Origin of the sequence: Planococcus dechangensis, from assembly GCF_042654465.1 — a bacterium.
Taxonomy (GTDB): Bacteria; Bacillota; Bacilli; order Bacillales_A; family Planococcaceae; genus Planococcus; species Planococcus dechangensis.
The window spans coordinates 1-21,043 of record NZ_JBHSGL010000003.1 but is presented as its reverse complement, the minus strand read 5'-3'; the positions used below and the strand labels follow the sequence as shown (position 1 = coordinate 21,043).

19 protein-coding genes, 1 tRNA gene, 1 rRNA gene, 1 other RNA gene and 1 other annotated feature are annotated in these 21,043 nt (G+C 48.4%); of the genes, 15 read left to right on the top strand and 7 right to left on the bottom strand.

All coding sequences use genetic code 11. The annotated features are described in order from the left end of the window. The 4 genes from rrf to ACFO5U_RS02665 all read left to right on the top strand — a co-directional run. Window positions 1-93, top strand: a 5S ribosomal RNA gene (gene rrf, locus ACFO5U_RS02680); the annotation flags it as partial. Window positions 94-221: 128 nt separating this feature from the next. Beyond that, on the top strand, window positions 222-698 hold the full coding sequence (locus ACFO5U_RS02675; protein ID WP_377276475.1) for a glutathione peroxidase: 477 nt from the start codon (window positions 222-224) through the stop codon (window positions 696-698). Window positions 699-802: 104 nt separating this feature from the next. Further along, the gene (guaB, locus tag ACFO5U_RS02670) at window positions 803-2,266 is read left to right on the top strand and encodes an IMP dehydrogenase (protein ID WP_377276473.1); all 1,464 of its coding nucleotides are present in this window, start codon (window positions 803-805) and stop codon (window positions 2,264-2,266) included. Window positions 2,267-2,378: 112 nt separating this feature from the next. Next, window positions 2,379-3,671, top strand: coding sequence for a D-alanyl-D-alanine carboxypeptidase family protein (locus tag ACFO5U_RS02665; RefSeq protein WP_377276471.1), 1,293 nt, complete (start codon window positions 2,379-2,381; stop codon window positions 3,669-3,671). A gap of 11 nt (window positions 3,672-3,682) precedes the next feature. Here ACFO5U_RS02665 and pdxR read toward each other — a convergent pair whose 3' ends face one another. After that, complete coding sequence (gene pdxR, locus ACFO5U_RS02660) at window positions 3,683-5,107, bottom strand: MocR-like pyridoxine biosynthesis transcription factor PdxR (protein ID WP_377276469.1); 1,425 nt, start codon at window positions 5,105-5,107, stop codon at window positions 3,683-3,685. 104 nt (window positions 5,108-5,211) lie between these two features. Here pdxR and pdxS point away from each other — a divergent pair, with 104 nt between their 5' ends. The 4 genes from pdxS to ACFO5U_RS02640 all read left to right on the top strand — a co-directional run bounded on the left by pdxS (window position 5,212) and on the right by ACFO5U_RS02640 (window position 9,216). Beyond that, window positions 5,212-6,096 carry a pyridoxal 5'-phosphate synthase lyase subunit PdxS gene (pdxS, locus tag ACFO5U_RS02655; protein WP_377276467.1) on the top strand — a complete coding sequence of 295 codons (885 nt, stop codon included), beginning with the start codon at window positions 5,212-5,214 and terminating at the stop codon, window positions 6,094-6,096. Window positions 6,097-6,098: 2 nt separating this feature from the next. After that, window positions 6,099-6,704 (top strand): pyridoxal 5'-phosphate synthase glutaminase subunit PdxT, encoded by a 606-nt coding sequence (gene pdxT, locus ACFO5U_RS02650; protein ID WP_377276465.1) that lies wholly within the window; start codon window positions 6,099-6,101, stop codon window positions 6,702-6,704. Window positions 6,705-6,715: 11 nt separating this feature from the next. After that, window positions 6,716-6,921 (top strand) — a binding site (T-box leader). 65 nt (window positions 6,922-6,986) lie between these two features. Next, the gene (serS, locus tag ACFO5U_RS02645) at window positions 6,987-8,261 is read left to right on the top strand and encodes a serine--tRNA ligase (RefSeq protein WP_377276463.1); all 1,275 of its coding nucleotides are present in this window, start codon (window positions 6,987-6,989) and stop codon (window positions 8,259-8,261) included. Window positions 8,262-8,340: 79 nt separating this feature from the next. Continuing rightward, on the top strand, window positions 8,341-9,216 hold the full coding sequence (locus ACFO5U_RS02640) for an alpha/beta fold hydrolase (protein ID WP_377276461.1): 876 nt from the start codon (window positions 8,341-8,343) through the stop codon (window positions 9,214-9,216). Here ACFO5U_RS02640 and tadA read toward each other — a convergent pair. After that, the gene (gene tadA / locus ACFO5U_RS02635; protein ID WP_377276459.1) at window positions 9,213-9,704 is read right to left on the bottom strand and encodes a tRNA adenosine(34) deaminase TadA; all 492 of its coding nucleotides are present in this window, start codon (window positions 9,702-9,704) and stop codon (window positions 9,213-9,215) included. The genes ACFO5U_RS02640 and tadA overlap by 4 nt on opposite strands. A 162-nt stretch (window positions 9,705-9,866) precedes the next feature. Here tadA and ACFO5U_RS02630 point away from each other — a divergent pair, with 162 nt between their 5' ends. Further along, complete coding sequence (locus ACFO5U_RS02630) at window positions 9,867-10,505, top strand: deoxynucleoside kinase (RefSeq protein WP_377276457.1); 639 nt, start codon at window positions 9,867-9,869, stop codon at window positions 10,503-10,505. Continuing rightward, the gene (locus ACFO5U_RS02625; protein ID WP_377276456.1) at window positions 10,502-11,176 is read left to right on the top strand and encodes a deoxynucleoside kinase; all 675 of its coding nucleotides are present in this window, start codon (window positions 10,502-10,504) and stop codon (window positions 11,174-11,176) included. The genes ACFO5U_RS02630 and ACFO5U_RS02625 overlap by 4 nt, the downstream gene beginning before the upstream one ends. A 172-nt stretch (window positions 11,177-11,348) precedes the next feature. Here the strand turns inward: ACFO5U_RS02625 and ACFO5U_RS02620 are convergent. The 5 genes from ACFO5U_RS02620 to nikC all read right to left on the bottom strand — a co-directional run bounded on the left by ACFO5U_RS02620 (window position 11,349) and on the right by nikC (window position 15,513). Beyond that, a tRNA-Ser gene (locus ACFO5U_RS02620) sits at window positions 11,349-11,441 on the bottom strand. A gap of 162 nt (window positions 11,442-11,603) precedes the next feature. After that, complete coding sequence (locus ACFO5U_RS02615) at window positions 11,604-12,617, bottom strand: ABC transporter ATP-binding protein (protein ID WP_377276454.1); 1,014 nt, start codon at window positions 12,615-12,617, stop codon at window positions 11,604-11,606. Then, complete coding sequence (locus ACFO5U_RS02610) at window positions 12,562-13,629, bottom strand: ABC transporter ATP-binding protein (RefSeq protein ID WP_377276452.1); 1,068 nt, start codon at window positions 13,627-13,629, stop codon at window positions 12,562-12,564. The genes ACFO5U_RS02615 and ACFO5U_RS02610 overlap by 56 nt, the downstream gene beginning before the upstream one ends. Window positions 13,630-13,646: 17 nt before the next feature. Continuing rightward, window positions 13,647-14,594, bottom strand: coding sequence for an ABC transporter permease (locus tag ACFO5U_RS02605; protein ID WP_377276450.1), 948 nt, complete (start codon window positions 14,592-14,594; stop codon window positions 13,647-13,649). A 10-nt stretch (window positions 14,595-14,604) separates the two neighbouring features. Then, the gene (gene nikC / locus ACFO5U_RS02600) at window positions 14,605-15,513 is read right to left on the bottom strand and encodes a nickel transporter permease (RefSeq protein ID WP_377276448.1); all 909 of its coding nucleotides are present in this window, start codon (window positions 15,511-15,513) and stop codon (window positions 14,605-14,607) included. 343 nt (window positions 15,514-15,856) lie between these two features. On the opposite strand from nikC, the gene ACFO5U_RS02595 reads away from it, so the two are divergent. The 5 genes from ACFO5U_RS02595 to recR all read left to right on the top strand — a co-directional run bounded on the left by ACFO5U_RS02595 (window position 15,857) and on the right by recR (window position 20,690). Beyond that, window positions 15,857-17,479 (top strand): glutathione ABC transporter substrate-binding protein, encoded by a 1,623-nt coding sequence (locus ACFO5U_RS02595; RefSeq protein WP_377276446.1) that lies wholly within the window; start codon window positions 15,857-15,859, stop codon window positions 17,477-17,479. A 94-nt stretch (window positions 17,480-17,573) separates the two neighbouring features. Next, window positions 17,574-17,839, top strand: an RNA gene (gene ffs / locus ACFO5U_RS02590) — signal recognition particle sRNA large type. A gap of 151 nt (window positions 17,840-17,990) precedes the next feature. Next, a complete protein-coding gene (dnaX, locus tag ACFO5U_RS02585; RefSeq protein WP_377276444.1) occupies window positions 17,991-19,727 on the top strand; it encodes a DNA polymerase III subunit gamma/tau in 1,737 nt (578 codons plus the stop codon). A gap of 29 nt (window positions 19,728-19,756) precedes the next feature. Further along, the gene (locus ACFO5U_RS02580) at window positions 19,757-20,077 is read left to right on the top strand and encodes a YbaB/EbfC family nucleoid-associated protein (protein WP_377276442.1); all 321 of its coding nucleotides are present in this window, start codon (window positions 19,757-19,759) and stop codon (window positions 20,075-20,077) included. Between the two features lie 13 nt (window positions 20,078-20,090). Next, complete coding sequence (recR, locus tag ACFO5U_RS02575; RefSeq protein ID WP_377276440.1) at window positions 20,091-20,690, top strand: recombination mediator RecR; 600 nt, start codon at window positions 20,091-20,093, stop codon at window positions 20,688-20,690. Window positions 20,691-21,043: the final 353 nt, after the last annotated feature.

The window sequence follows — 21,043 nt, the reverse complement described above, 5'->3', positions numbered from 1 at the left end:
CACACCCGTTCCCATCCCGAACACGGAAGTTAAGCTCTTTTGCGCCGATGGTAGTTGGGGGTCTCCCCCTGTGAGAGTAGGACGTCGCTGGGCACACAAAAAGAAGTCGTTACCGTTTATTCGGTAGCGGCTTTTTTTATGGATTTAATAGAGAATTTCGTATTTCTTGTGGAATTAGCATTTCAACGCTACCCTTAAAAGAAAAGAAAGGCGGAAAGTAAATGAGTGAATTATATAGCTTCGAAGTTAAGCGTGCAGATGCCACCATGGAATCATTGGAGGTTTATAGAGGTAAGCCGCTGGTCATCGTCAATACAGCGAGCAAATGTGGCTTTACCCCACAATTTGAAGGCTTGCAGCAATTGTATGAGAGATATCAAAGCCAAGGTTTAGAAGTTCTCGGTTTCCCTAGCGGCCAATTTAATGATCAGGAATTCCATTCACAAGAAGAAACGATGGAGTTTTGCCAGATGAATTATGGCGTCACCTTTCCAATGTTCGCGAAAATAGATGTAAAAGGAGAGCATGCAGATCCGCTGTTTAGATATTTAAGTTCTTCTAAGAAGGGTTTGTTGACGGAAGGAATCAAATGGAATTTTACGAAGTTCCTGATTGATCGGGAAGGTAATATCGCTAAGCGCTATGCGCCTCAAACTTCACCAGAAAAAATGGAAGAAGATATACTGAAAATTTTATGATCCATTAGTCGGAATAGTTTTACTTTTTTCAGTTTCTTGACACTCCCGGAAACCGCTGATAACCTTACAATAATATTCAAAAGGAAGCAGGAGGCGTGTCAATAATGTGGGAATCGAAATTTCTTAAAGAAGGATTGACCTTCGATGATGTCTTGTTAGTGCCAGCTCATTCGGAAGTGTTACCAAAAGATATTGATCTATCAGTGGAGCTGACACCGAAAATCAAGCTAAATATCCCAATCATCAGTGCTGGGATGGATACCGTTACAGAAGCGAAAATGGCTATCGCTATGGCGCGCCAAGGCGGCCTTGGCATTATTCACAAAAACATGAGCATCGAAGAACAGGCAGAACAAGTAGTGACGGTTAAACGTTCGGAAAATGGCGTTATTACAGACCCATTTTATTTGACTCCGCAGCATCAAGTGTATGATGCTGAGCATTTGATGGGCAAATACCGGATTTCCGGTGTTCCGATTGTTCAAAGTGAAGATGATCTTACTTTGGTGGGCATCATAACAAATCGCGACCTCCGCTTTATTCAGGATTATTCTTTGGAAATTAAAGATGTGATGACGAAAGAGAAATTAGTGACGGCTGCAGTCGGAACTACGCTTGAAGAAGCAGAAAAAATTCTTCAACAATACAAGATCGAGAAGTTGCCGATTGTGGACAAGGATGGCATGTTAAAAGGCTTGATTACCATTAAAGACATCGAGAAAGTGATTGAATTCCCGATAGCCGCAAAAGATTCGCAAGGACGTTTGCTTGCTGGAGCTGCCGTTGGAGTTACTTCCGATACGATGAGACGCGTCGAACAATTGGTGAAAGCTCACGTGGATGTTATCGTTCTTGATACAGCTCATGGTCACTCTGCAGGTGTACTGACTATGGTCCGCCAAATCCGCGATACTTATCCGGAATTGACGATTGTTGCAGGAAACGTAGCGACGGCTACAGGCACGAAAGCCTTGATTGAAGCTGGCGCAGATGTCGTTAAAGTTGGTATTGGACCAGGTTCTATTTGCACAACGCGTGTTGTTGCAGGTGTCGGTGTTCCGCAAATCACAGCTGTTTATGATTGCGCGACAGAAGCTCGCAAGCACGGTAAAGCGATCATTGCTGATGGCGGTATCAAGTTCTCTGGCGATATCATTAAGGCGCTCGCTGCAGGTGGCCATGTTGTCATGCTTGGCAGCTTGCTTGCAGGAACAACGGAAAGCCCAGGGGAAACAGAAATTTTCCAAGGGCGCCGTTTCAAGACTTACCGCGGCATGGGCTCGATTGCTTCTATGGAAAAAGGTTCAAAAGACCGTTATTTCCAAGACGAGGCGAAAAAATTGGTGCCTGAAGGAATCGAAGGGCGTTTGCCATACAAAGGGCCGCTTACCGATACGATCCATCAATTGCTCGGCGGTGTACGCGCTGGAATGGGCTATTGCGGATCAAAGGATTTACAGGTGCTGCGTGAAGAAGCACAGTTTATCCGCATGACGGGCGCAGGGCTGATCGAAAGCCACCCGCATGATGTACAAATTACAAAAGAATCACCAAACTACTCACTATGATGGTCAGCACCTTTCCGGGATTTCTCGGGAAGGTGTTTTTTTGTTTTTCTCTTTTGCTTCTTAAGAATATGATAAAATAGCAAAAGGAATGAAATGTATGGAGGATAAGTGAGTGAAAATTTATATGAAGTGGATTCAATTATTGACAGTGGTTGCCGTAGTGGCGGTGCTCTTAGTTCCGCAACAAGTAAAGGCAGAGGAGACAATACCGGTATTGGCGGATGCGGCGATTGTGGTAGATGCCGATACAGGCCAAATTTTGTACGGCCAAAATGATGAAGAAGTACTTAGCATAGCTTCTATGAGCAAAATGATGAGTGAATACTTGATGTTCGAGGCGATTGAAGAGGGACAGATCAGCTGGGACGATGAATACGAAGTGACGGATTATACGTACCGCATTTCGCAAGATCTTCGTTTGAGCAATGTCCCGCTGCGCCGCGACGGTTCATATACGATCAAAGAGTTGTATGAAGCGATGGCAATTTATTCGGCAAATGCCGCGACGATCGGCATTGCGGAAACAATTGCAGGGTCAGAAGAAGAATTTGTCCAGATGATGAATGACAAAGCAAAAGAGCTGGGTATAATGGATGCGCAATTTGTCAATTCGACAGGACTTAATAATTCTTTCTTGCTCGGCATGCATCCGGAAGGAACAGCTGAAGATGCCGAAAACATGATGTCTGCGCGCTCGGTTGCTTTGTTATCTAAAGTGTTGATTGATGATTATCCGGAAATACTGGAGACGGCAAAAATCCCCGAATTAATATTCCGGGAAGGCACGCCCGACCAGATCCGCATGGTCAATTGGAATACGATGCTGCCGGGGATGGATTATGAATATGCAGGCGTCGATGGGCTGAAAACCGGCACAACGGATTTGGCGGGGCATGCCTTTGCCGGGACAGCACAACGCGACGGCCAGCGATTGATTGCGGTCGTCTTGAAAGCGGTGGATGCGGAAGGAAACGGCTCGTATAAAGCGCGTTTTGATGCAACACGTGCGTTATTGGATTATGGCTTTGAAGAATTCGAGGAAATCGAAATCATGAAAGCTGGCCAGCAATTCATGGGGCAGGAAACTATGCCGGTTGAAAAGGGCGCACAAGAGCAAGTCGCGATTGCGCTCAAAGAGCCGATCAGCTTAATGGTAAAAACGGCTGACCAAAGCGCTTACCGGACTGAGCTCGAGTTGTCGGAACAAGCGCCGATTGAAGCGACTGTAGAGAAAGGTCAACTTGTAGGTAAGGTGAGGGTTTTGGATCCCGAAGGCCAGCAAGTTGAGTATTTGAATGGTGCGACACCGTCATCTGAAGTTGTAACGGCTGAAGCTGTGGCACGTGCCAATTGGTTTTCGCTGTCGATGAAAGATGCAGTAGATTTTATTAAAGGCTTATTTTAAATAAAACCAGCTCATGCCTTAACGGATGAGCTGTTTTTTTGTATGTGCCAACACTGCATGAGCTGATCGATGCCTTGTAGGATTTCGGTTTCATTCAAGCCGCCGAAGCCGAGGACGATTTTCGGCAATGCTGATTTTTGCTTGAGGAGATCGTAGTTCTGCATCGCAAATACACGGATGCCGGCTTCGCTCGCGAGCTTGACTAATGTTTGTTCGGAACGCTCGGTATTGACTGTCAAAACGACGTGCATACCCGCTTGTTCACCGGATACAGTGACTTCATCCTGATAGGGAATGAGCGCTTGTGTCAGGCATTCGAGCTTTTTCCGGTATAGTTTGCGCATACGGTTTAAATGTCTCGAGAAATGGCCTTTTTGCATGAATGTCGCGACGATTTGCTGGTCGATACGCGGCACGGTGGACGTGTAATGCAAAAAGGTCTTGCGGTAGGCGTTCAAGAGCCGCGATGGCAATACAAGATAAGCGATGCGTAATGACGGCATGATCGATTTCGAGAAAGTACTGATGTAGATGACGCGACCGCCGACATCCATGCTTTGAAGTGCTGGAATCGGTTGGCTCGTGTAGCGAAATTCGCTGTCGTAATCATCTTCGATGATAAATCGCTGTGGCTTGGCGGCAGCCCAATTGAGCAGCTGGGCGCGGCGTGTGGCGCTTAAGATGGAGCCTGTTGGAAACTGGTGGGACGGCGTGACGTAAGCAATGTCAACGCCGTTTTTGTCGAGGTCCTGGACATCGATGCCGTCTTCATCGACCGCGATTGGGAATGCTTTCCTGTCGTCGTGTTCAAAAATGCTATGGGTTAAAGCGTAACCCGGATTTTCAAAACCGAAGCTCAAGTTTTTATCGAATAGACGGATTAACAGCGGCATCAATTGTTCGGTTCCGGAGCCGACGATAATTTGTTCCGGTTCGCACACAACACCCCGGGATTGGTATAAATAACGGGCGATTTCCGTGCGCAGCGACTCGTCGCCTTGCGGATGCCCAGCTAGCAGCAATTCGTGGTTTTCTTCATCGATCACTTCGCGCGCGGTTTTGCGCCAAGTCGGAAACGGGAACGACCGTGTATCGATGCGTGCCGGGTTGAAGTCGTAGACATAGCTCGGTTTCGGTACTTCACTTATGGCTGTTTCTTCTTGTGGCAAATCCAAATACGCAAGCTCTTCTACCGGCATGGTAAAAAAACCTTTGCGCGGGCGCGGTTCGATAAAGCCTTCAGCGACTAATTGCGAATAGGCTAATTCAACGGTCGTTTGGCTGATCTGCAAATAATCCGCCAGTTTACGCTTGCTCGGAAGCTTGGTGCCGACAGCGATTTTGCCGGCTGTAATGGCGGTACGAATTTCGCGGTAGAGCTGCTTATAAAGCGGTATTGAGGATTGTTTCTTCAATTGAAACATGAGCATATCCATAGTCGTCACTCCATCTGACCTTTTAAAATATTATAAACTGAGTCTTTTTATATGGTCACTTTCTATTATACTGAAAACAACCAACAAAAGGGAGGAATTTTCAGATGAGTGAAAAAGGTACAGATCGAGTAAAACGAGGCATGGCAGAAATGCAAAAAGGCGGCGTCATTATGGACGTGGTCAATGCAGAACAGGCAAAAATTGCAGAAGCGGCTGGAGCGACGGCTGTCATGGCGCTTGAGCGCGTCCCATCTGATATCCGCAAAGAAGGCGGCGTTGCACGCATGGCGGACCCGCGCATTACCGAAGAAGTGATGAATGCGGTATCGATTCCGGTCATGGCAAAAGCACGGATCGGCCATATTACAGAAGCGCGTGTGCTAGAAGCGATGGGCGTTGATTATATTGATGAAAGTGAAGTGCTGACACCGGCGGATGAGGAATTCCACTTGCTGAAAAATGATTATACAGTGCCATTCGTCTGCGGATGCCGCAATATCGGTGAAGCGGCACGACGCATCGGTGAAGGGGCGTCGATGCTGCGGACCAAAGGCGAGCCGGGAACCGGCAATATCGTCGAAGCAGTGCGCCATCTGCGCCAAGTGAATGCTGAAGTGCGCAATATCGTGGCAATGGGTGAGGACGAATTGATGACAGCCGCAAGAGACCTCGGCGCATCGTATGAGTTCTTGAAAGAAGTGAAATTACTTGGCCGGTTGCCGGTCGTTAACTTTGCAGCAGGGGGCATCGCGACTCCAGCTGATGCAGCGCTCATGATGGAACTCGGCGCGGACGGCGTCTTTGTCGGATCCGGAATCTTCAAGTCAGAGAACCCGGAGCGTTTTGCACGCGCCATCGTCGAAGCGACAGCTCATTACCAGGATTACGCGTTGATTGCGAAACTATCGAAAGATCTTGGGCCGGCGATGAAAGGCTTGGAAATGGCGACAATCGGAGCGGCGGACCGCATGCAGGAAAGAGGCTGGTAACAATGAAGATCGGTGTATTGGCGCTGCAAGGAGCAGTGCGCGAGCATGTACAGGCGATTCAGGCATGCGGCGCGGAGGCTGTCGTAGTGAAAAAAGCAGCCGATTTGTCAGAACTCGACGGATTGGTGCTGCCAGGCGGTGAAAGTACAGCGATGCGGCGGTTGATTGACCGTGCGGATTTGCTAGAGCCGTTGAGACAGTTCGCCGATAATGGCAAGCCGATGTTCGGTACTTGCGCAGGACTGGTGCTGCTTGCTAAAGAAATCGAAGGGCAAGACATGGCGCATCTCGGCGTCATGGACATTACCGTTGCGCGTAATTCATTCGGCAGACAAGTGGACAGCTTTGAAGCGGATCTGGATATTGCGGGAATCGATGAACCATTTCCTGCTGTATTTATCCGTGCGCCACATATTGTCAGTGCTGGTGATGATGTGGAAGTCTTGTGTGAATACGGTGGGCGCATCGTGTTGGCGAAGAGCGGACCGTTTCTTGGCTGTTCATTCCATCCGGAATTGACCGGCGACCACCGCTTGATGCAGCTGTTCTTGAACATGGTAGAAAATGGGGCACTCTTGCCAACGGGCGCTGCTTATAGTAAAATATGAGTAATTTCAAAGAAGAAACGTTGATGGGAATAGTAAGGCGCAGTTTTTCTAGAAGAGAGCCGGTGGTAGGTGCAAACCGGTGTAAAACGCGTTTGAATCCACCCCGGAGTTGCATGGCGATGAGCCAATGCCGGTTTTAATACCGTTATGTGATGAAGAGGACCGGGCTTTTTGCCGGTCAATCAGGGTGGCAACGCGGGTAGCTCTCGTCCCTTTACCAGGGGACGGGGGCTATTTTTGCGTTGTTTTTCTTATTTGACGAATACTTAAGGAGGAATTTCTATGTTGGATATCCGTTTTGTGCGGGAGAATTTTGAACAAGTGAAAACAAAGCTCGGAAAGCGCGGGGAAGATATTTCCGTACTCGATGATTTTGAAGCGCTCGACCAGAAGCGCCGTGAGCTGATTGTCCAGACGGAGAAATTGAAAGCGGAGCGCAACGAGGCGTCCCAGCAGATCGCCGTTATGAAGCGCAACAAGGAAAATGCAGATGAGGCGATTGCGAAAACACGTGAAGTCGGCGACCAGATCAAAACGATTGACGACGAGCTGCGTGAAGTTGAAGAAAAACTCGACTTTATCATGATGCGCGTGCCGAACATTCCGCACGACAGCGTGCCGTTTGGCGATTCTGAAGACGACAACGAAGAAATCCGCACATGGGGCGAACATCCGGCGTTCAGCTTTGATGTCAAGCCACATTGGGACATCGCGACCGATTTGAACATCGTCGATTTTGAACGTGCCGCCAAAGTGACCGGCAGCCGTTTTGTCTTCTACCGCGGGCTTGGCGCACGCCTCGAACGCGCACTCATCAACTTCATGATGGACCTTCATCAGGAACAGCATGGCTACGAGGAGATGTTGCCGCCTTATATGGTTAACCGCGAGAGCTTGACGGGCACGGGGCAATTGCCGAAATTTGAAGAAGATGCTTTCTTGATCGAGAAGGAAGATTATTTCCTCATTCCGACGTCGGAAGTGCCGGTGACGAATTTCTACCGCGACGATATTTTGACTGCTGACATGCTGCCGCAAGCCTTTGCTTCTTATAGCATGAATTTCCGCTCTGAAGCAGGTTCTGCTGGACGAGACACGCGCGGGTTAATCCGACAGCACCAATTCAATAAAGTCGAGCTAGTGCGCTTTGTGAAGCCCGAAGATTCTTATGATGAACTTGAGAAGCTGACGGGGCATGCCGAGAAAGTCTTGCAATTATTGGGGCTGCCATACCGCGTCTTGAAGATGTGCACAGCGGACCTTGGCTTTACCGCAGCGAAGAAATACGATATCGAAGTATGGATCCCGAGCCAGGAAACGTACCGCGAGATTTCTTCTTGCTCGAACTTTGAAGATTTCCAAGCGCGCCGCGCGAACATCAAGTTCCGTCGCGAAGCGAAAGGCAAGCCGGAATTCGTTCACACACTGAACGGCAGCGGGCTCGCTGTCGGACGCACCGTGGCGGCGATTCTGGAAAACTTCCAGCAGGAAGACGGCACTGTTGCCATTCCTGAAGTGTTGCAGCCGTATATGGGTGGAAAAACGATGATCCGCTAAAGAAGAGACCCGAAATCATTTCGGGTCTTTTTTTCGTGGAAAAGGGTAGATAACAAGAAACAGGGAAGGAGCGGTTCACATGCAAGACGTAGATTTTCGCTTGATCGAAACAAATGGCATCCGCCTGCACACAGCGATAGCGGGACCGGAAGATGGAGAACTCGTGGTGCTGCTACACGGCTTTCCCGAGTTTTCGTATGGCTTTCACCGCCAAATGGAATTTCTCGCGGCAAACGGCTACCGTGTAATCGCACCGGATCAGCGCGGCTACCATTTTAGCGACAAGCCAGACCGCATTGAAGACTATACGATTGATAAATTGAGCGAGGATATTGCGGGTTTGATTAAAGCGTTCGGGGAAACTTCGGCGATTGTGATCGGCCATGACTGGGGTGGGGCGATAGCATGGCAGTTGGCGGCGACCAAGCCTGATTACGTCAAAAAGCTTATCGCCGTCAATATCCCGCATCCAGCAGCGATGCCCAGTGTCTTATTGAAGAATCCGCTGCAATGGCTGAAAAGCTCGTATATGGCATTTTTCCAGCTTCCTGAAGTGCCCGAGAAGCTGATGGCAGCAAACGGTTTCGAATCGATGAAACAGGCGATAAAAGGAACCGCAAGACCGGATGCATTTACCGAACAAGAGCTTGAGCGATACAAAGAGGCATGGAGCCAGCCGGGCGCTTTGACGGGCATGCTCAATTGGTACCGGGCACTACGCAAAGGCAGCCTCATGCAGGTGCCGAAAACGCCGATCGGCATGCCTGTGCGCATCATTTGGGGACTCGGCGACCAGTTTTTGTCAACGATGCTGGCCACTGAAAGTCTGAGGTTTTGTAAGAACGCAGAACTTGTCTGGGTCGGCGAGGCGACGCATTGGGTGCATCACGAGCAACCTGCTATCGTCAACCGCTTGATCAAGGAATTTTTGGATGAAAAAAACGGAAAACCCTAGAGTCGGGTTTTCCGTTTTTCTTTGTTGCGTTTGCGCAAGTCTCGAAAAAACTGGGTCAGCAAACCGCCGCACTCGTCTGCTAAAACGTTTTCCGTCACTTCGCATTGATGATTGAAGCGCTCGTCGTTCAGCAGCCGGTAAAGCGAATCCACACTGCCTGCCTTGATGTCCCGCGCCCCATAGACGACATGCGGGATGCGTGATTGCAAAATTGCCCCGGCACACATCGGGCAAGGCTCTAACGTTACGTAAAGCTTGGTGTCCTCGAGGCGCCAATTGCCGAGTGCTTCGCACGCCTGCTGTATGGCCAGCAATTCAGCGTGGGTGACCGCATTTTGAGTCGTTTCACGCAAATTATGGGCACGCGCGATAACGCGGTCGCCTTGCACGATGATTGCACCGATCGGCACTTCGCCTTTGGCTGCCGCTTGTTGGGCTTCTTCGATGGCAAGCCCCATATAATAATGGTCCTGTTCCATTCCGTTCATGATTCATCGCTCCTCATTTTTCAGTGTACCATCTTTTCAGCCAGACTAAGAACCATTATCTGCACGCAATTTCAAACGCCATTTGACTCTACTTTTAGTTTGGCGGATATGGTAAAATAAATGGCATTGCAATTTACTTGAATCGAAGAGGGGGAACTTCTTGTGCCGGTGCCATTCATCACCGTAGAAGGTCCGATCGGAGTGGGGAAAACCTCGCTGACGAAAGCACTTTCTAAGCAACACCAATTTCAATTGCTAAAGGAAATCGTGGATGAAAATCCGTTTTTGAATAAATTTTACGAAGATATCGAGGAATGGAGCTTCCAGACAGAGATGTTCTTCCTGTGCAATCGCTATAAGCAATTGAGCGATATCCAAAAAAAGTTCATCTCCAACCAGGAGCCGGTTGTTGCGGATTATCATATTTTTAAAAACTTGATTTTCGCCAAGCGTACATTGCCGGAAGAAGAATACGCAAAATATGAAGCCATCTACAAAATTTTGACGGCCGATATGCCGAAACCGAACATGGTCATTTACTTGCACGCCAGCCTGGACACATTGATGAAACGTATCAAACTGCGCGGCCGTGAATTCGAGCAGATGATCACACCGGATTATATGGAGCAATTGTCCGCTGATTACCACGAATTCATCGAACGGTTCGAGCGCGAACATCCAGAAATTCCGGTGCTGCGCTTTAACGGAGACGAACTTGACTTTGTGCAAAACCGTTCCGATCTCGAAGTGATTCTCAGTCACGTCGAAGGAACGCTTGAAAAAAGGAGCTTATCGATATGAACGAGAACTTACGTGACAAGTACGGCATCCCGAAAGATGCTGTCATCACCATCGCCGGAACGGTCGGCGTCGGCAAATCGACGATGACTAAAGCACTGGCGAATGCTTTGCAATTCCGCACATCTTTTGAAAACGTGGACGGCAACCCGTACCTTGATTTGTTTTACGATGATTTCGAGAAATGGAGCTTCCACTTGCAAATCTATTTCCTGGCAGAGCGTTTCAAGGAGCAAAAGCGCATGTTCGAATATGGCGGCGGCTTTATTCAAGACCGCTCGATTTATGAAGATACCGGCATTTTTGCGAAAATGCATCAGGAAAAAGGCACGATGAACGAAGTGGATTACGAAACCTATACGAATTTGTTTGAAGCGATGGTTATGACGCCGTATTTCCCGCATCCGGACGTGCTGATTTATTTGGAAGGGTCGATTGATGACATCTTGGGCCGCATCCAAGAACGCGGACGCGCGATGGAACAGCAGACGCCTGTTGAATACTGGCTGGAAATGCACGAACGCTATGAAAAGTGGATCGATTCGTTTAATGCTTGCCCTGTGCTGCGTTTGAACATCAACGATTACGATTTGATGAACAATCCGGACTGCACTGAGGAAATCATTGAACGTGTCGGCAAATTCATGCAGCAAACCGCTGTATTGCGTAGATAACAGACCGGAGACTTGTCTCCGGTTTTTTATTTCCCAGGAAATAAGCGCAAGAAAAAACCCACAGTATGCACACTGTGGGTTTTTTATAATATTCAGACACACACTTGTTAAGAAAAATTCGCTGCTTTCACAGCGAATCAATCTCTATCTACATGCGCGTAGTATTCAAAAATGGAGGAGGAAGAGGGATTCGAACCCCCGCGGGATTTGACTCCCCTGTCGGTTTTCAAGACCGATCCCTTCAGCCAAACTTGGGTATTCCTCCGTATCAGACAAGAAATAATTTATCACGGATTTTAAAAAGCGTCAACCGTTTTGAAGAAAAAAGTGAAATGTTTTTTTAAATCTATTTGAAATCTATCTATGCATGTACGAGTCGGGCATTGAAATAGAAAAATCCGGCCGCTTGCAGGCGGCCGGATAAGGTTTAATAATTCGGTTGTCTTTCACCGGATTCAATTTCTTCGATGTAATGGCAAGCCGCTTGATGGGCTTCTTTCATCGAGCTAGTCGTCCGGAGCTCTGGTGTATCCACAGTGCATTTATCAGTCGCAAACGGGCAGCGCGTATGGAAACGGCATCCTGTCGGCGGGTCGATCGGAGAAGGAACGTCGCCTTTTAAGACGATGCGCTCTTTCTTTTTATCCGGGTCCGGTACGGGAATTGCCGATAGCAAGGCTTTCGTGTACGGATGTTTCGGATTTTCAAATAAACTCTGTTTGTCGGCGATCTCGACGATTTTGCCGAGGTACATGACGATGATGCGGTCCGAGATGTGGCGGACAACACCGAGATCGTGCGAGATAAACAAATAGGTCAAGTTAAACTCGTCCTGCAGTTCTTCCAATAAATTGAGTACCTGCGCCTGGATCGAAACGTCGAGTGCGGAAACTGCCTCGTCGCAAATGATCAATTGTGGATCGACCGACAGCGCGCGGGCAATGCCGATACGCTGTCGTTGGCCGCCTGAAAATTCATGCGGGAAGCGGTCGGCCTGATATGGCAATAACCCGACTGTTTGGAGCAGTTCTTCTACGCGTGCACGGCGCTTGTTAGGCGGCAGAACATTTTGGATTTCCATCGCTTCGTTCAAAACGGATGCGACGGTTTGACGCGGATTGATCGATGCATAAGGATCCTGGAAAATGATCTGCAGATCTTTCCGGTATTTCCGCATATTGCGCTTGGATAAACTCGCAAGATCGACACCACGGAATTCGACTTTTCCTTCTGTCGGTTCTTCAAGGCGCAAAATAGCGCGTCCAGTCGTCGATTTCCCGCAGCCGGATTCACCGACGATGCTGACGGTTTCGCCTTCATAAACTGTAAAGCTGATATCATCCACTGCTTTTACATGATTCACTGTGCGGCCGAGCAGTCCTCCTTTAATCGGGAAGTACTGTTTTAGCCCCTCGACTTTTAGCAATTCTTGTCTCTCCATAGATGTTCACCTCCGCTTCTCCATCCCATTCATCTGAATATATCCAGCAACGCACTTGGTTGCCGTTTTCATCGGTTTCAAGTTGTGGCATTTTCGCACGGCATAAATCGGTTGCCGCCGGGCAGCGCGGTGAAAAGCGGCAGCCGACCGGCATTTCGTGCGGGCTTGGTACATTGCCTTTGATCGGTTCAAGCTTGTCTTGTTCAATGTCATGGCGCGGCAAGGATTTCAGCAAACCGATTGTATACGGCAATTTCGGCTGATGGAACAATGTACGGATATCCGCATATTCGACCACTTGCCCTGCGTACATGACGGCGACGTAATCACATGTTTCAGCCACAACGCCAAGGTCATGCGTAATGAAGATAACGGACATGCCAAGACGGTCCTGCAGATCTTTGATCAGTTCTAGTATTTGGGCTTGTATGGTCACATCGAGAGCCGTCGTCGGTTCATCGGCAATCAAGATTTCCGGGTCACAAGCGAGCGACATAGCGATCATGACCCGTTGGCGCATGCCGCCTGATAATTCGAACGGGTAGTTTTTCACTCGCTTATCAGGGGAAGGGATGCCGACGAGCTTCAATAATTCAACCGAACGGACGAATGCATCTTTTTTGGACATGTTTTGGTGGAGGATGAGCGCTTCGCTGATTTGTTGGCCGACGGTATACACAGGATTGAGCGAAGTCATCGGCTCCTGGAAAATCATCGAAATTTCATTGCCGCGCAATTTGCGCATTCCGCTTTCGGATACTTTCAACAAATCTTTGCCTTTATAAAGCACTTCACCGTTCGTGATTTCACCGTTCGATGCGAGCAGGCGCAGGATGGATAGGGAAGTAATGCTTTTTCCTGAACCGGATTCGCCGACGATGCCGATCGTTTTGCCTTTTGGAAGTTTAAAGCTGACCCCATCGACCGCGCGGACATCTCCGGCATCTGTTTTAAAGGTAGTCTGCAAATCTTTGACTTCCAAAATAATATTTTCTGATTCTTGAATGCTCATTTATGGACACCTCATTTCTAATTCAAATCAATTCGTTTGTTCAAGAGTCGGTAAGAGATATCGACCAGCAAGTTGACGAGAACGAAAATTACGGAAATAACGAGCACTGTCCCTTGGACAACCGGGAAGTCGCGCGTCCGGATGGCGTCGATCGTCAACCGGCCCATGCCGTTGATGGCAAAAATCGTTTCGGTCAATACCGCACCGCCAAGGAATCCGCCAAACTCAAGGCCGACAACTGTGACAACGGGGATCAACGCATTTTTCAAGGCGTGGCGATACGTGACGATCCGTTCAGACAAACCTTTCGCACGCGCCGTGCGGATATAATCCTGTCCGATTACTTCGAGCATCGAAGAGCGGGTCATTCGTGCGATGATTGCCGCACCGCCGGTTCCGAGTGTCAGCACTGGCAAAATGACTTGCCGCCAGGAATCTCCCCAACCGGAAGGCCGCATTTTCAGGAACTCAAGTGATTCGGGCATCCAGTTGCCGATGGCGAACCATTGGATAAGCAGCAAGCCAAACCAGAAGTTCGGCATCGATAAACCGAACAAGGCGACAATCATGATGCTTGTATCGGCCAATGTGTAATGGCGCACAGCCGAGACGATCCCGGCGATCAAACCGAGGAACACGGCCACAAGGGTGGAATAAAAGGCGAGTTCGACCGTTACCCAAAACCGTGAACCGATTTCATCCATAACAGGCCGCCCGGAGCGGACCGATGAACCAAGATCGCCTTGGACGGCATTGCCGAGGAACTTGCCGTATTGAACAGGAATCGACTCGTTCAAGCCGAGACGTTCCCGAATGTTTTCGACTGTTTGTTCAGAAGCGCCTTCCCCTGCAACGATTTGGGCCGGATCACCCGGTACCAAGTGCATGAGAGAAAATACCAAGATGGTGACCCCGATAAGCACCGGAATCGTTTGGAGAAGACGGCGGATAATATATTTTGTCAACGTTAACACCTCACTTGTTTTTCATTTTTGGATCCAGTGCATCGCGGACGCCATCGCCGAAAATATTAAAGGCGAGAACGACCAGAACGATCATCAAACCAGGGAACAAGGCGACATGGCCAGCTTCATACATATACTGGCGCCCTTCGTTGAGCATAGCGCCCCATTCCGGTGCCGGAGGCTGAGCCCCGAGACCGAGGAAGGAAAGTCCTGCACCGGTCAAAATAGCAGTCGCGACTCGCAGTGAGGCTTGGACGATGATCGGCGACATGATGTTCGGCAAAATGTGCCGGAAAATGATGCGGAAATCCGACGCGCCAAGCGCCCGTACCGCATCGATGTATTCGAGTTTGCGTACCGACAAAGTAGAACCGCGGACAACACGGGCAAATGCCGGGACAGAGAAAATACCGACGGCAATGATGACGTTCGTCAAGCTGCCGCCAAGAACTGCGACGATTGCGAGTGCCAGCAAGATACCAGGGAAAGCAAGCAAGACATCCATCAAACGCATGATGATTGCGTCGATGCGCCCACCGTAGTAACCGGAGATGATTCCGAAGATGACCCCGATGACGCCTCCGATAAATACCGAAAAGAAACCAACATATAATGTGAGTTTCGCTCCGAAGATGACGCGAGTGAAAATATCGCGCCCGTAGCTATCCGTGCCGAACCAATGCGCAGCGGAAGGCCCTTGGAGCTTGTTGCCCAAATCTGTTGCATTTGGGCGGAAATCGGTGAACGTGGTGATCGCCCACGGGCCGATAAAAGCCAGCAATACAATAAAGACGATTAATAACCCACCAATAACTGCTGCTCTGTTTTTCGCCAAACGCCGCCAAAATTGCTTATAACTTTCAATGCGCGGATTGACTTTCTTCGCAGTGACGGGATTATTCACTGTTTCTTCAGCCATTCAAATACACCCCTTTTTCATAATTCGGAATTATTATATTATGTTTTTTTCAGTTTAGCCGATTCTTTTAGAAAATGATAGATAAGCTGTAATAAGTGAAATAGTTGTCATTAAAATGTAATGAATTAAATAATATATCAATATAACAAAAAGAGTTTTTGAAAGCTGAATGGTCGTTCATTAATCTATTTTCATATAGAAATATAGGAAATTATTGTAATTTATATATATTTAGATAATATTTTTGACCTTGTCTACCCATGGGACGTATGATATATTGTTGTCAGAATATTATGTTCTTTGGTGATATTCTTCTACCATCATAAAGCAAGGGGGAAAAAAAATGACAGTATCGAAAAAGTCACTCTGGGCTTTTCTCATGGTGCTAATGTTAGCCATGGTTCTAGCTGCATGTGCAGGAGGCGGCGGAGATGAAGAGACGGAAGAGACTGGTGGAACCGAAGACGGTACCGCAACTGAAGGGGAAGCGACAGAAGGCGGCGATTTGATTCTCGCAGTGTTATCTGATGCCTCTTCACTTGACCCGCATGGTTCGAATGACGTGCCATCTTCAGTAGTGCAGGAAAACATTTATGAAACATTGGTAAACCGTGACGAAAACAACGAAATCGTACCAGGCCTCGCAGAGTCTTGGGAGCAAGTGGATGAAACGACATGGTCGTTCCAATTGCGTGAAGGCGTTACTTTCCATGACGGCGAAGAATTCAATGCAGAAGTCGTAAAAGCGAACTTGGACCGCATCCGTGACGAAGCAGTAGCTTCTCCGCGTTTGTTCCTATTCGAAATGATCACGGAAGTAAATGCCGTTGATGAATACCAAGTTGAAATTACGACAGAATACCCGTTCTCTCCATTGCTTGCCCATTTGTCTCATAATGGCGGCGGCATGATTTCCCCGGCTTCCATCGAAGCGGATTACGAAGCGCTTGAAGGTGGAGCTGACCCAGGCTCTGTTATTTCAGAGGAGCCTGTCGGAACTGGTTACTTCAAGTTTGACTCTTGGAATGTCGGTTCTGAAATCAAGCTTGTGAAAAACGAAGAATATTGGGATGAGCCTGCAAACGTAGACTCTGTTACTTTCCGCGTTGTACCGGATTCCCAGGTGCGCGCAGCAGATCTTGAAACAGGCAACGTTCACATTATCGACCCGGTACAGCCGAACGAAGTGGAACGCATCAATAACTCAGGCGCAGCGTCTGTCTTGCAAACTCCATCTTCAAGCTTGGCTTACCTTGGCTTCAACACAGAAAAAGAACCTTTCAATGATCCATTAGTTCGCCAGGCAATCTCTTACGCAATCGATCGCCAAGCGATCATCAGCGGTATCTATGATGACTTCGCGATTCCTGCAAACGGACCGCTTGCACCAGGTATCTTCGGTTACACTGAAGACATCGATGCAGTCGAGTTCGACATGGACAGAGCGCGTGAATTGATTGAAGAAGCCGGCATGACCGATGGCTTCACTACATCTATCTGGACAAACGACAACCCGCAACGTCAATCAATCGCTGTTTTGGTTCAGGAAGCATTAGCTGAATTGAACATCGATGTATCGATCAACGTGATGGAATTCGGTGCTTACCTAGACCAAACTGCAGCTGGTGAGCATGATATGTTCATCCTTGGCTGGTCGAACCCGACTGGTGATGCGGATTATGGTATGTACGCATTGTTCCACTCTTCACAAAAAGGGAACCCGGGTAACCGTTCTTTCTATGAAAACGAAGAAGTGGATACTCTCCTAGACGAAGGTCGCCGCGAAGCGGATCCAGAACTTCGTGAGGAAATCTATGCAGAAGTTGCACAACTTCTGACAGACGATGCGCCAATGGCATTCCTGGTTCATACCGAGTACTTGAATGGCGTTTCGGATAACGTATCCGGATTCTCCATCGATACATCTGGTATCTACCAATTGAAAGATGTCAGCATCGAGCAATAAGAAAATAAACAAAACAAGCCCACACCAATCTGGTGTGGGCTTGTTTTAACTTTATGTTTGATTTTTCCGCTGCCACTCCGTATACTAGTAAATGCCGTGCTAGGTGGGAAGGTAGCGGTGTCCTGTAACCTGCAATCCGCTCTAGCAGGACTGAATTCCTTTCTGAGGCTGTTTGTATGCAAGGTCTGCCTCATGCACGTAGTGTTGACATCTGGGTCCTGCGCAATGAGAACCCATGAACCATGTCAGGTCCGGAAGGAAGCAGCATTAAGTGGCCATTTTTATGTGCCGCGGGGTTGCCTAGATCGAGCCAACGACATGGGTAACGCTTGTGTACAGCAGTCGAAGAAAGGTGCACGGCATTAACTTAGCGATTCAAACCTGTCCGCAATTGCGGGCAGGTTTTTTTCTGTCTTGGGCGCTCGTCCGCTTGGGAAATGATTCAGTGGAGAGCGCTCTTTATGATATAATAGAAGGACGTAATAAAGACTTTTTAAAAGGGGAGAACCAGGTGGCGTATCAAGCTTTTTACCGTGTGTATAGACCGCGGACTTTCTCGGAAATGACCGGCCAGACACATGTCAAACAAACCCTTCAGAATGCTCTCCTTTATGATAAGACGACCCATGCCTATTTGTTCTCCGGACCACGGGGAACCGGCAAGACGAGTGCGGCGAAGATTTTCGCCAAGGCGCTGAATTGCGAGCAGGCACCGGCCGCAGAACCATGCAACGAATGTTCTTCATGCCGAAGCATCGACGAGGGCTCGAATACCGATGTCATCGAATTTGATGCGGCTTCTAATTCACGGGTCGAGGAAATGCGGGAAATTATCGAGAAAGTGCGTTTTTCTCCTGCCAATTCCCGTTTCAAAGTGTATATCATAGATGAAGTGCATATGTTGTCGAACAGCGCGTTCAATGCATTGTTGAAAACATTGGAAGAGCCGCCGGAACATGTCGTCTTCATTTTGGCGACGACCGAGCCGCATAAATTGCCGCTGACGATCATCTCCCGCTGCCAGCGTTTTGATTTCAAATCGCATACGCAAGCGGACATCGTGGCGCGGATGATGACCGTCTTAGAAGATGCAAAAATCCCATATAATGAGCAAGTATTGAAAATCATAGCCCAAGCAGCTGCAGGGGGCATGCGCGATGCACTCAGTTTGCTCGACCAAGTCGTCTCATTCAGCGGCGATGAAATGACCTTAGAAGATGCTCTGCTCGTCACCGGTTCCATCAGCCAAGACATGTTTTACGGCATTGCCGAAGCCTTGCTGAAAAAAGATGTTGGCCAGGCGCTGACATTGCTTGAACAATTGGTGCGGGACGGCAAAGACCCGGTGCGCCTAGTGGAAGATTTCATCACGTTCTTCCGGGATCTGTTGTTGATCCAGACAGCGCCGGAACTGCGCGATATGCTGGAGCTTGCGGCATTCGAACCGCGTTTTGAAGAGCTTGCGGCACAATTTGAGGCATCCACGCTCTACAACTGGATCGAAATTTTGTCAAAGACCCAACAGGAAATGCGCTTCTCGAACCACACAAAGATTTATATGGAAACAGCGCTCTTGAAAATGGTGCAAGCCGATGCCCCGATACAAACGAACGGCGCCGGCGCCCCATCTCCTGAACTCGAAGCGAAAGTGGCGAGCCTCGAACAATTGGTGCGCGAACTGCAGCAGCAAATGAAAGAAGGCGGAAGCGCGGCAGCTGCCACGCCGCAGGCAGAACAGAAAAAGCGTCAACGCTCGCAGAATGCTTTTAAAATTCCAACGGGCCGTATCCAAGAAGTGTTGAAGAATGCGACAAAACCAGACATCCAGGCAATCAAAACGAACTGGGCAACGGTCATGGGGCAATTGCAGCGCTCTCACTCGGCACTGCTCAATGATGCAGAGCCCGTTGCGGCATCCCCGGATGCTTTTGTGTTAAAATTCAAGTATGATATTCATTGCCAGATGGCTTCTGAAAATCAGACCTTTGCGGCAGCGTTTAGCCAATTGCTTGAGCAGTATACGGGCAAGGCTTACACTCCGGTTTACGTACCGGACGCCAACTGGCTGAAAATCCGTGAAGAGTTTATCCGCAACAGCGGAGCGAAAAACGAAGCGGATTCACAAGATTCTGAGGGACAAGAAGAGAATCCGTTTTCCGCTGAAGGCGCAAGCCCTGAAGAAGACCCGTTCGTTTCAGAAGCGGAGCGGCTGTTCGGCAAGGATTTCGTCGAAGTACACGATGATTAACGAATACAAAATTTGAGGAGGAACCAATTATGCGTGGTGGAGGAAATATGCAAGGCATGATGAAGCAAATGCAAAAAATGCAAAAACAAATGGCGGAGGCTCAAGAAGAGCTCGGCACAATGAAGTTTGAAGGAACTGCAGGAGGCGGGATGGTCAAAGTGACTGTATCTGGCCATAAGGAAGTTCTTGATATCGCATTGGATCCAGCAGTTGTTGATCCAGAAGATATTGAAATGCTGCAAGATACATTAATCGTGGCAACAAACGAAGCGTTTAAAAAAGCGGACGAGCATGCGAATTCCACAATGGGGAAATTCACGAAAGGCTTGAATATCCCAGGCATGTTCTAGGAGGTAAGCAATAATGCATTATCCAGAACCTATTTCCAAATTGATGGAGAGTTTTATGAAGTTGCCAGGAATCGGGCCGAAAACAGCGGCCCGACTGGCATTTTTTGTGCTTGGAATGAAAGAAGACACGGTGCTAGATTTTGCAAAAGCATTGGTCGACGCTAAACGCAATTTGAGTTTTTGCTCGGTATGCGGCCATATTACGGATGTCGACCCATGCCAAATTTGCCAGGATACAAGTCGCGATCGCTCGATGATTTGCGTGGTCCAAGATCCGAAAGACGTCATCGCGATGGAAAAAATGCGTGATTACTCGGGGCTTTACCATGTGCTGCAAGGTGCGATTTCGCCGATGGATGGAATCGGGCCGGAAGACATCAACGTGCCATCACTTTTGACACGTCTTCAGAACGAAGAAGTGAAAGAGTTGATTTTGGCGACGAACCCGACAATCGAAGGGGAAGCGACTGCGATGTATATTTCGCGGCTGGTCCGGCCTTCAGGTATCCGGACGACGCGAATTGCCCACGGCCTGCCGGTTGGGGGTGACTTGGAGTATGCGGATGAAGTGACACTTTCCAAGGCGCTCGAAGGACGGCGCGAGCTTTTCTAAGTGTTTATTAAACCGGAAACATTCTGACAAATAATGATATTTGAATAGTTTTTTCCAGAAGTTAATTTTAGTCTTATATAAAAGGAAGTTGTGAATCTGTTGTTCTTGGACGGATTATCAACTTCCTTTTTATATGAAGAAAAAAACAAGAAATCAAGAAAGTTTTTTAAGAATAACTTATTTCGCAGAAAACCTTGACTTTAGAAAAGCTGTGCTTTAATATAGTAAGAGTCGTCAGGAACGACAGCAAACATGAACCTTGAAAACTGAACAGCAAAACGTCAACGAAAGACGTCACGAGCGCTTTGGCGCGCGAACGGCTTTTGCGAAGGTCGCCCCCGGGCGATCGGAGC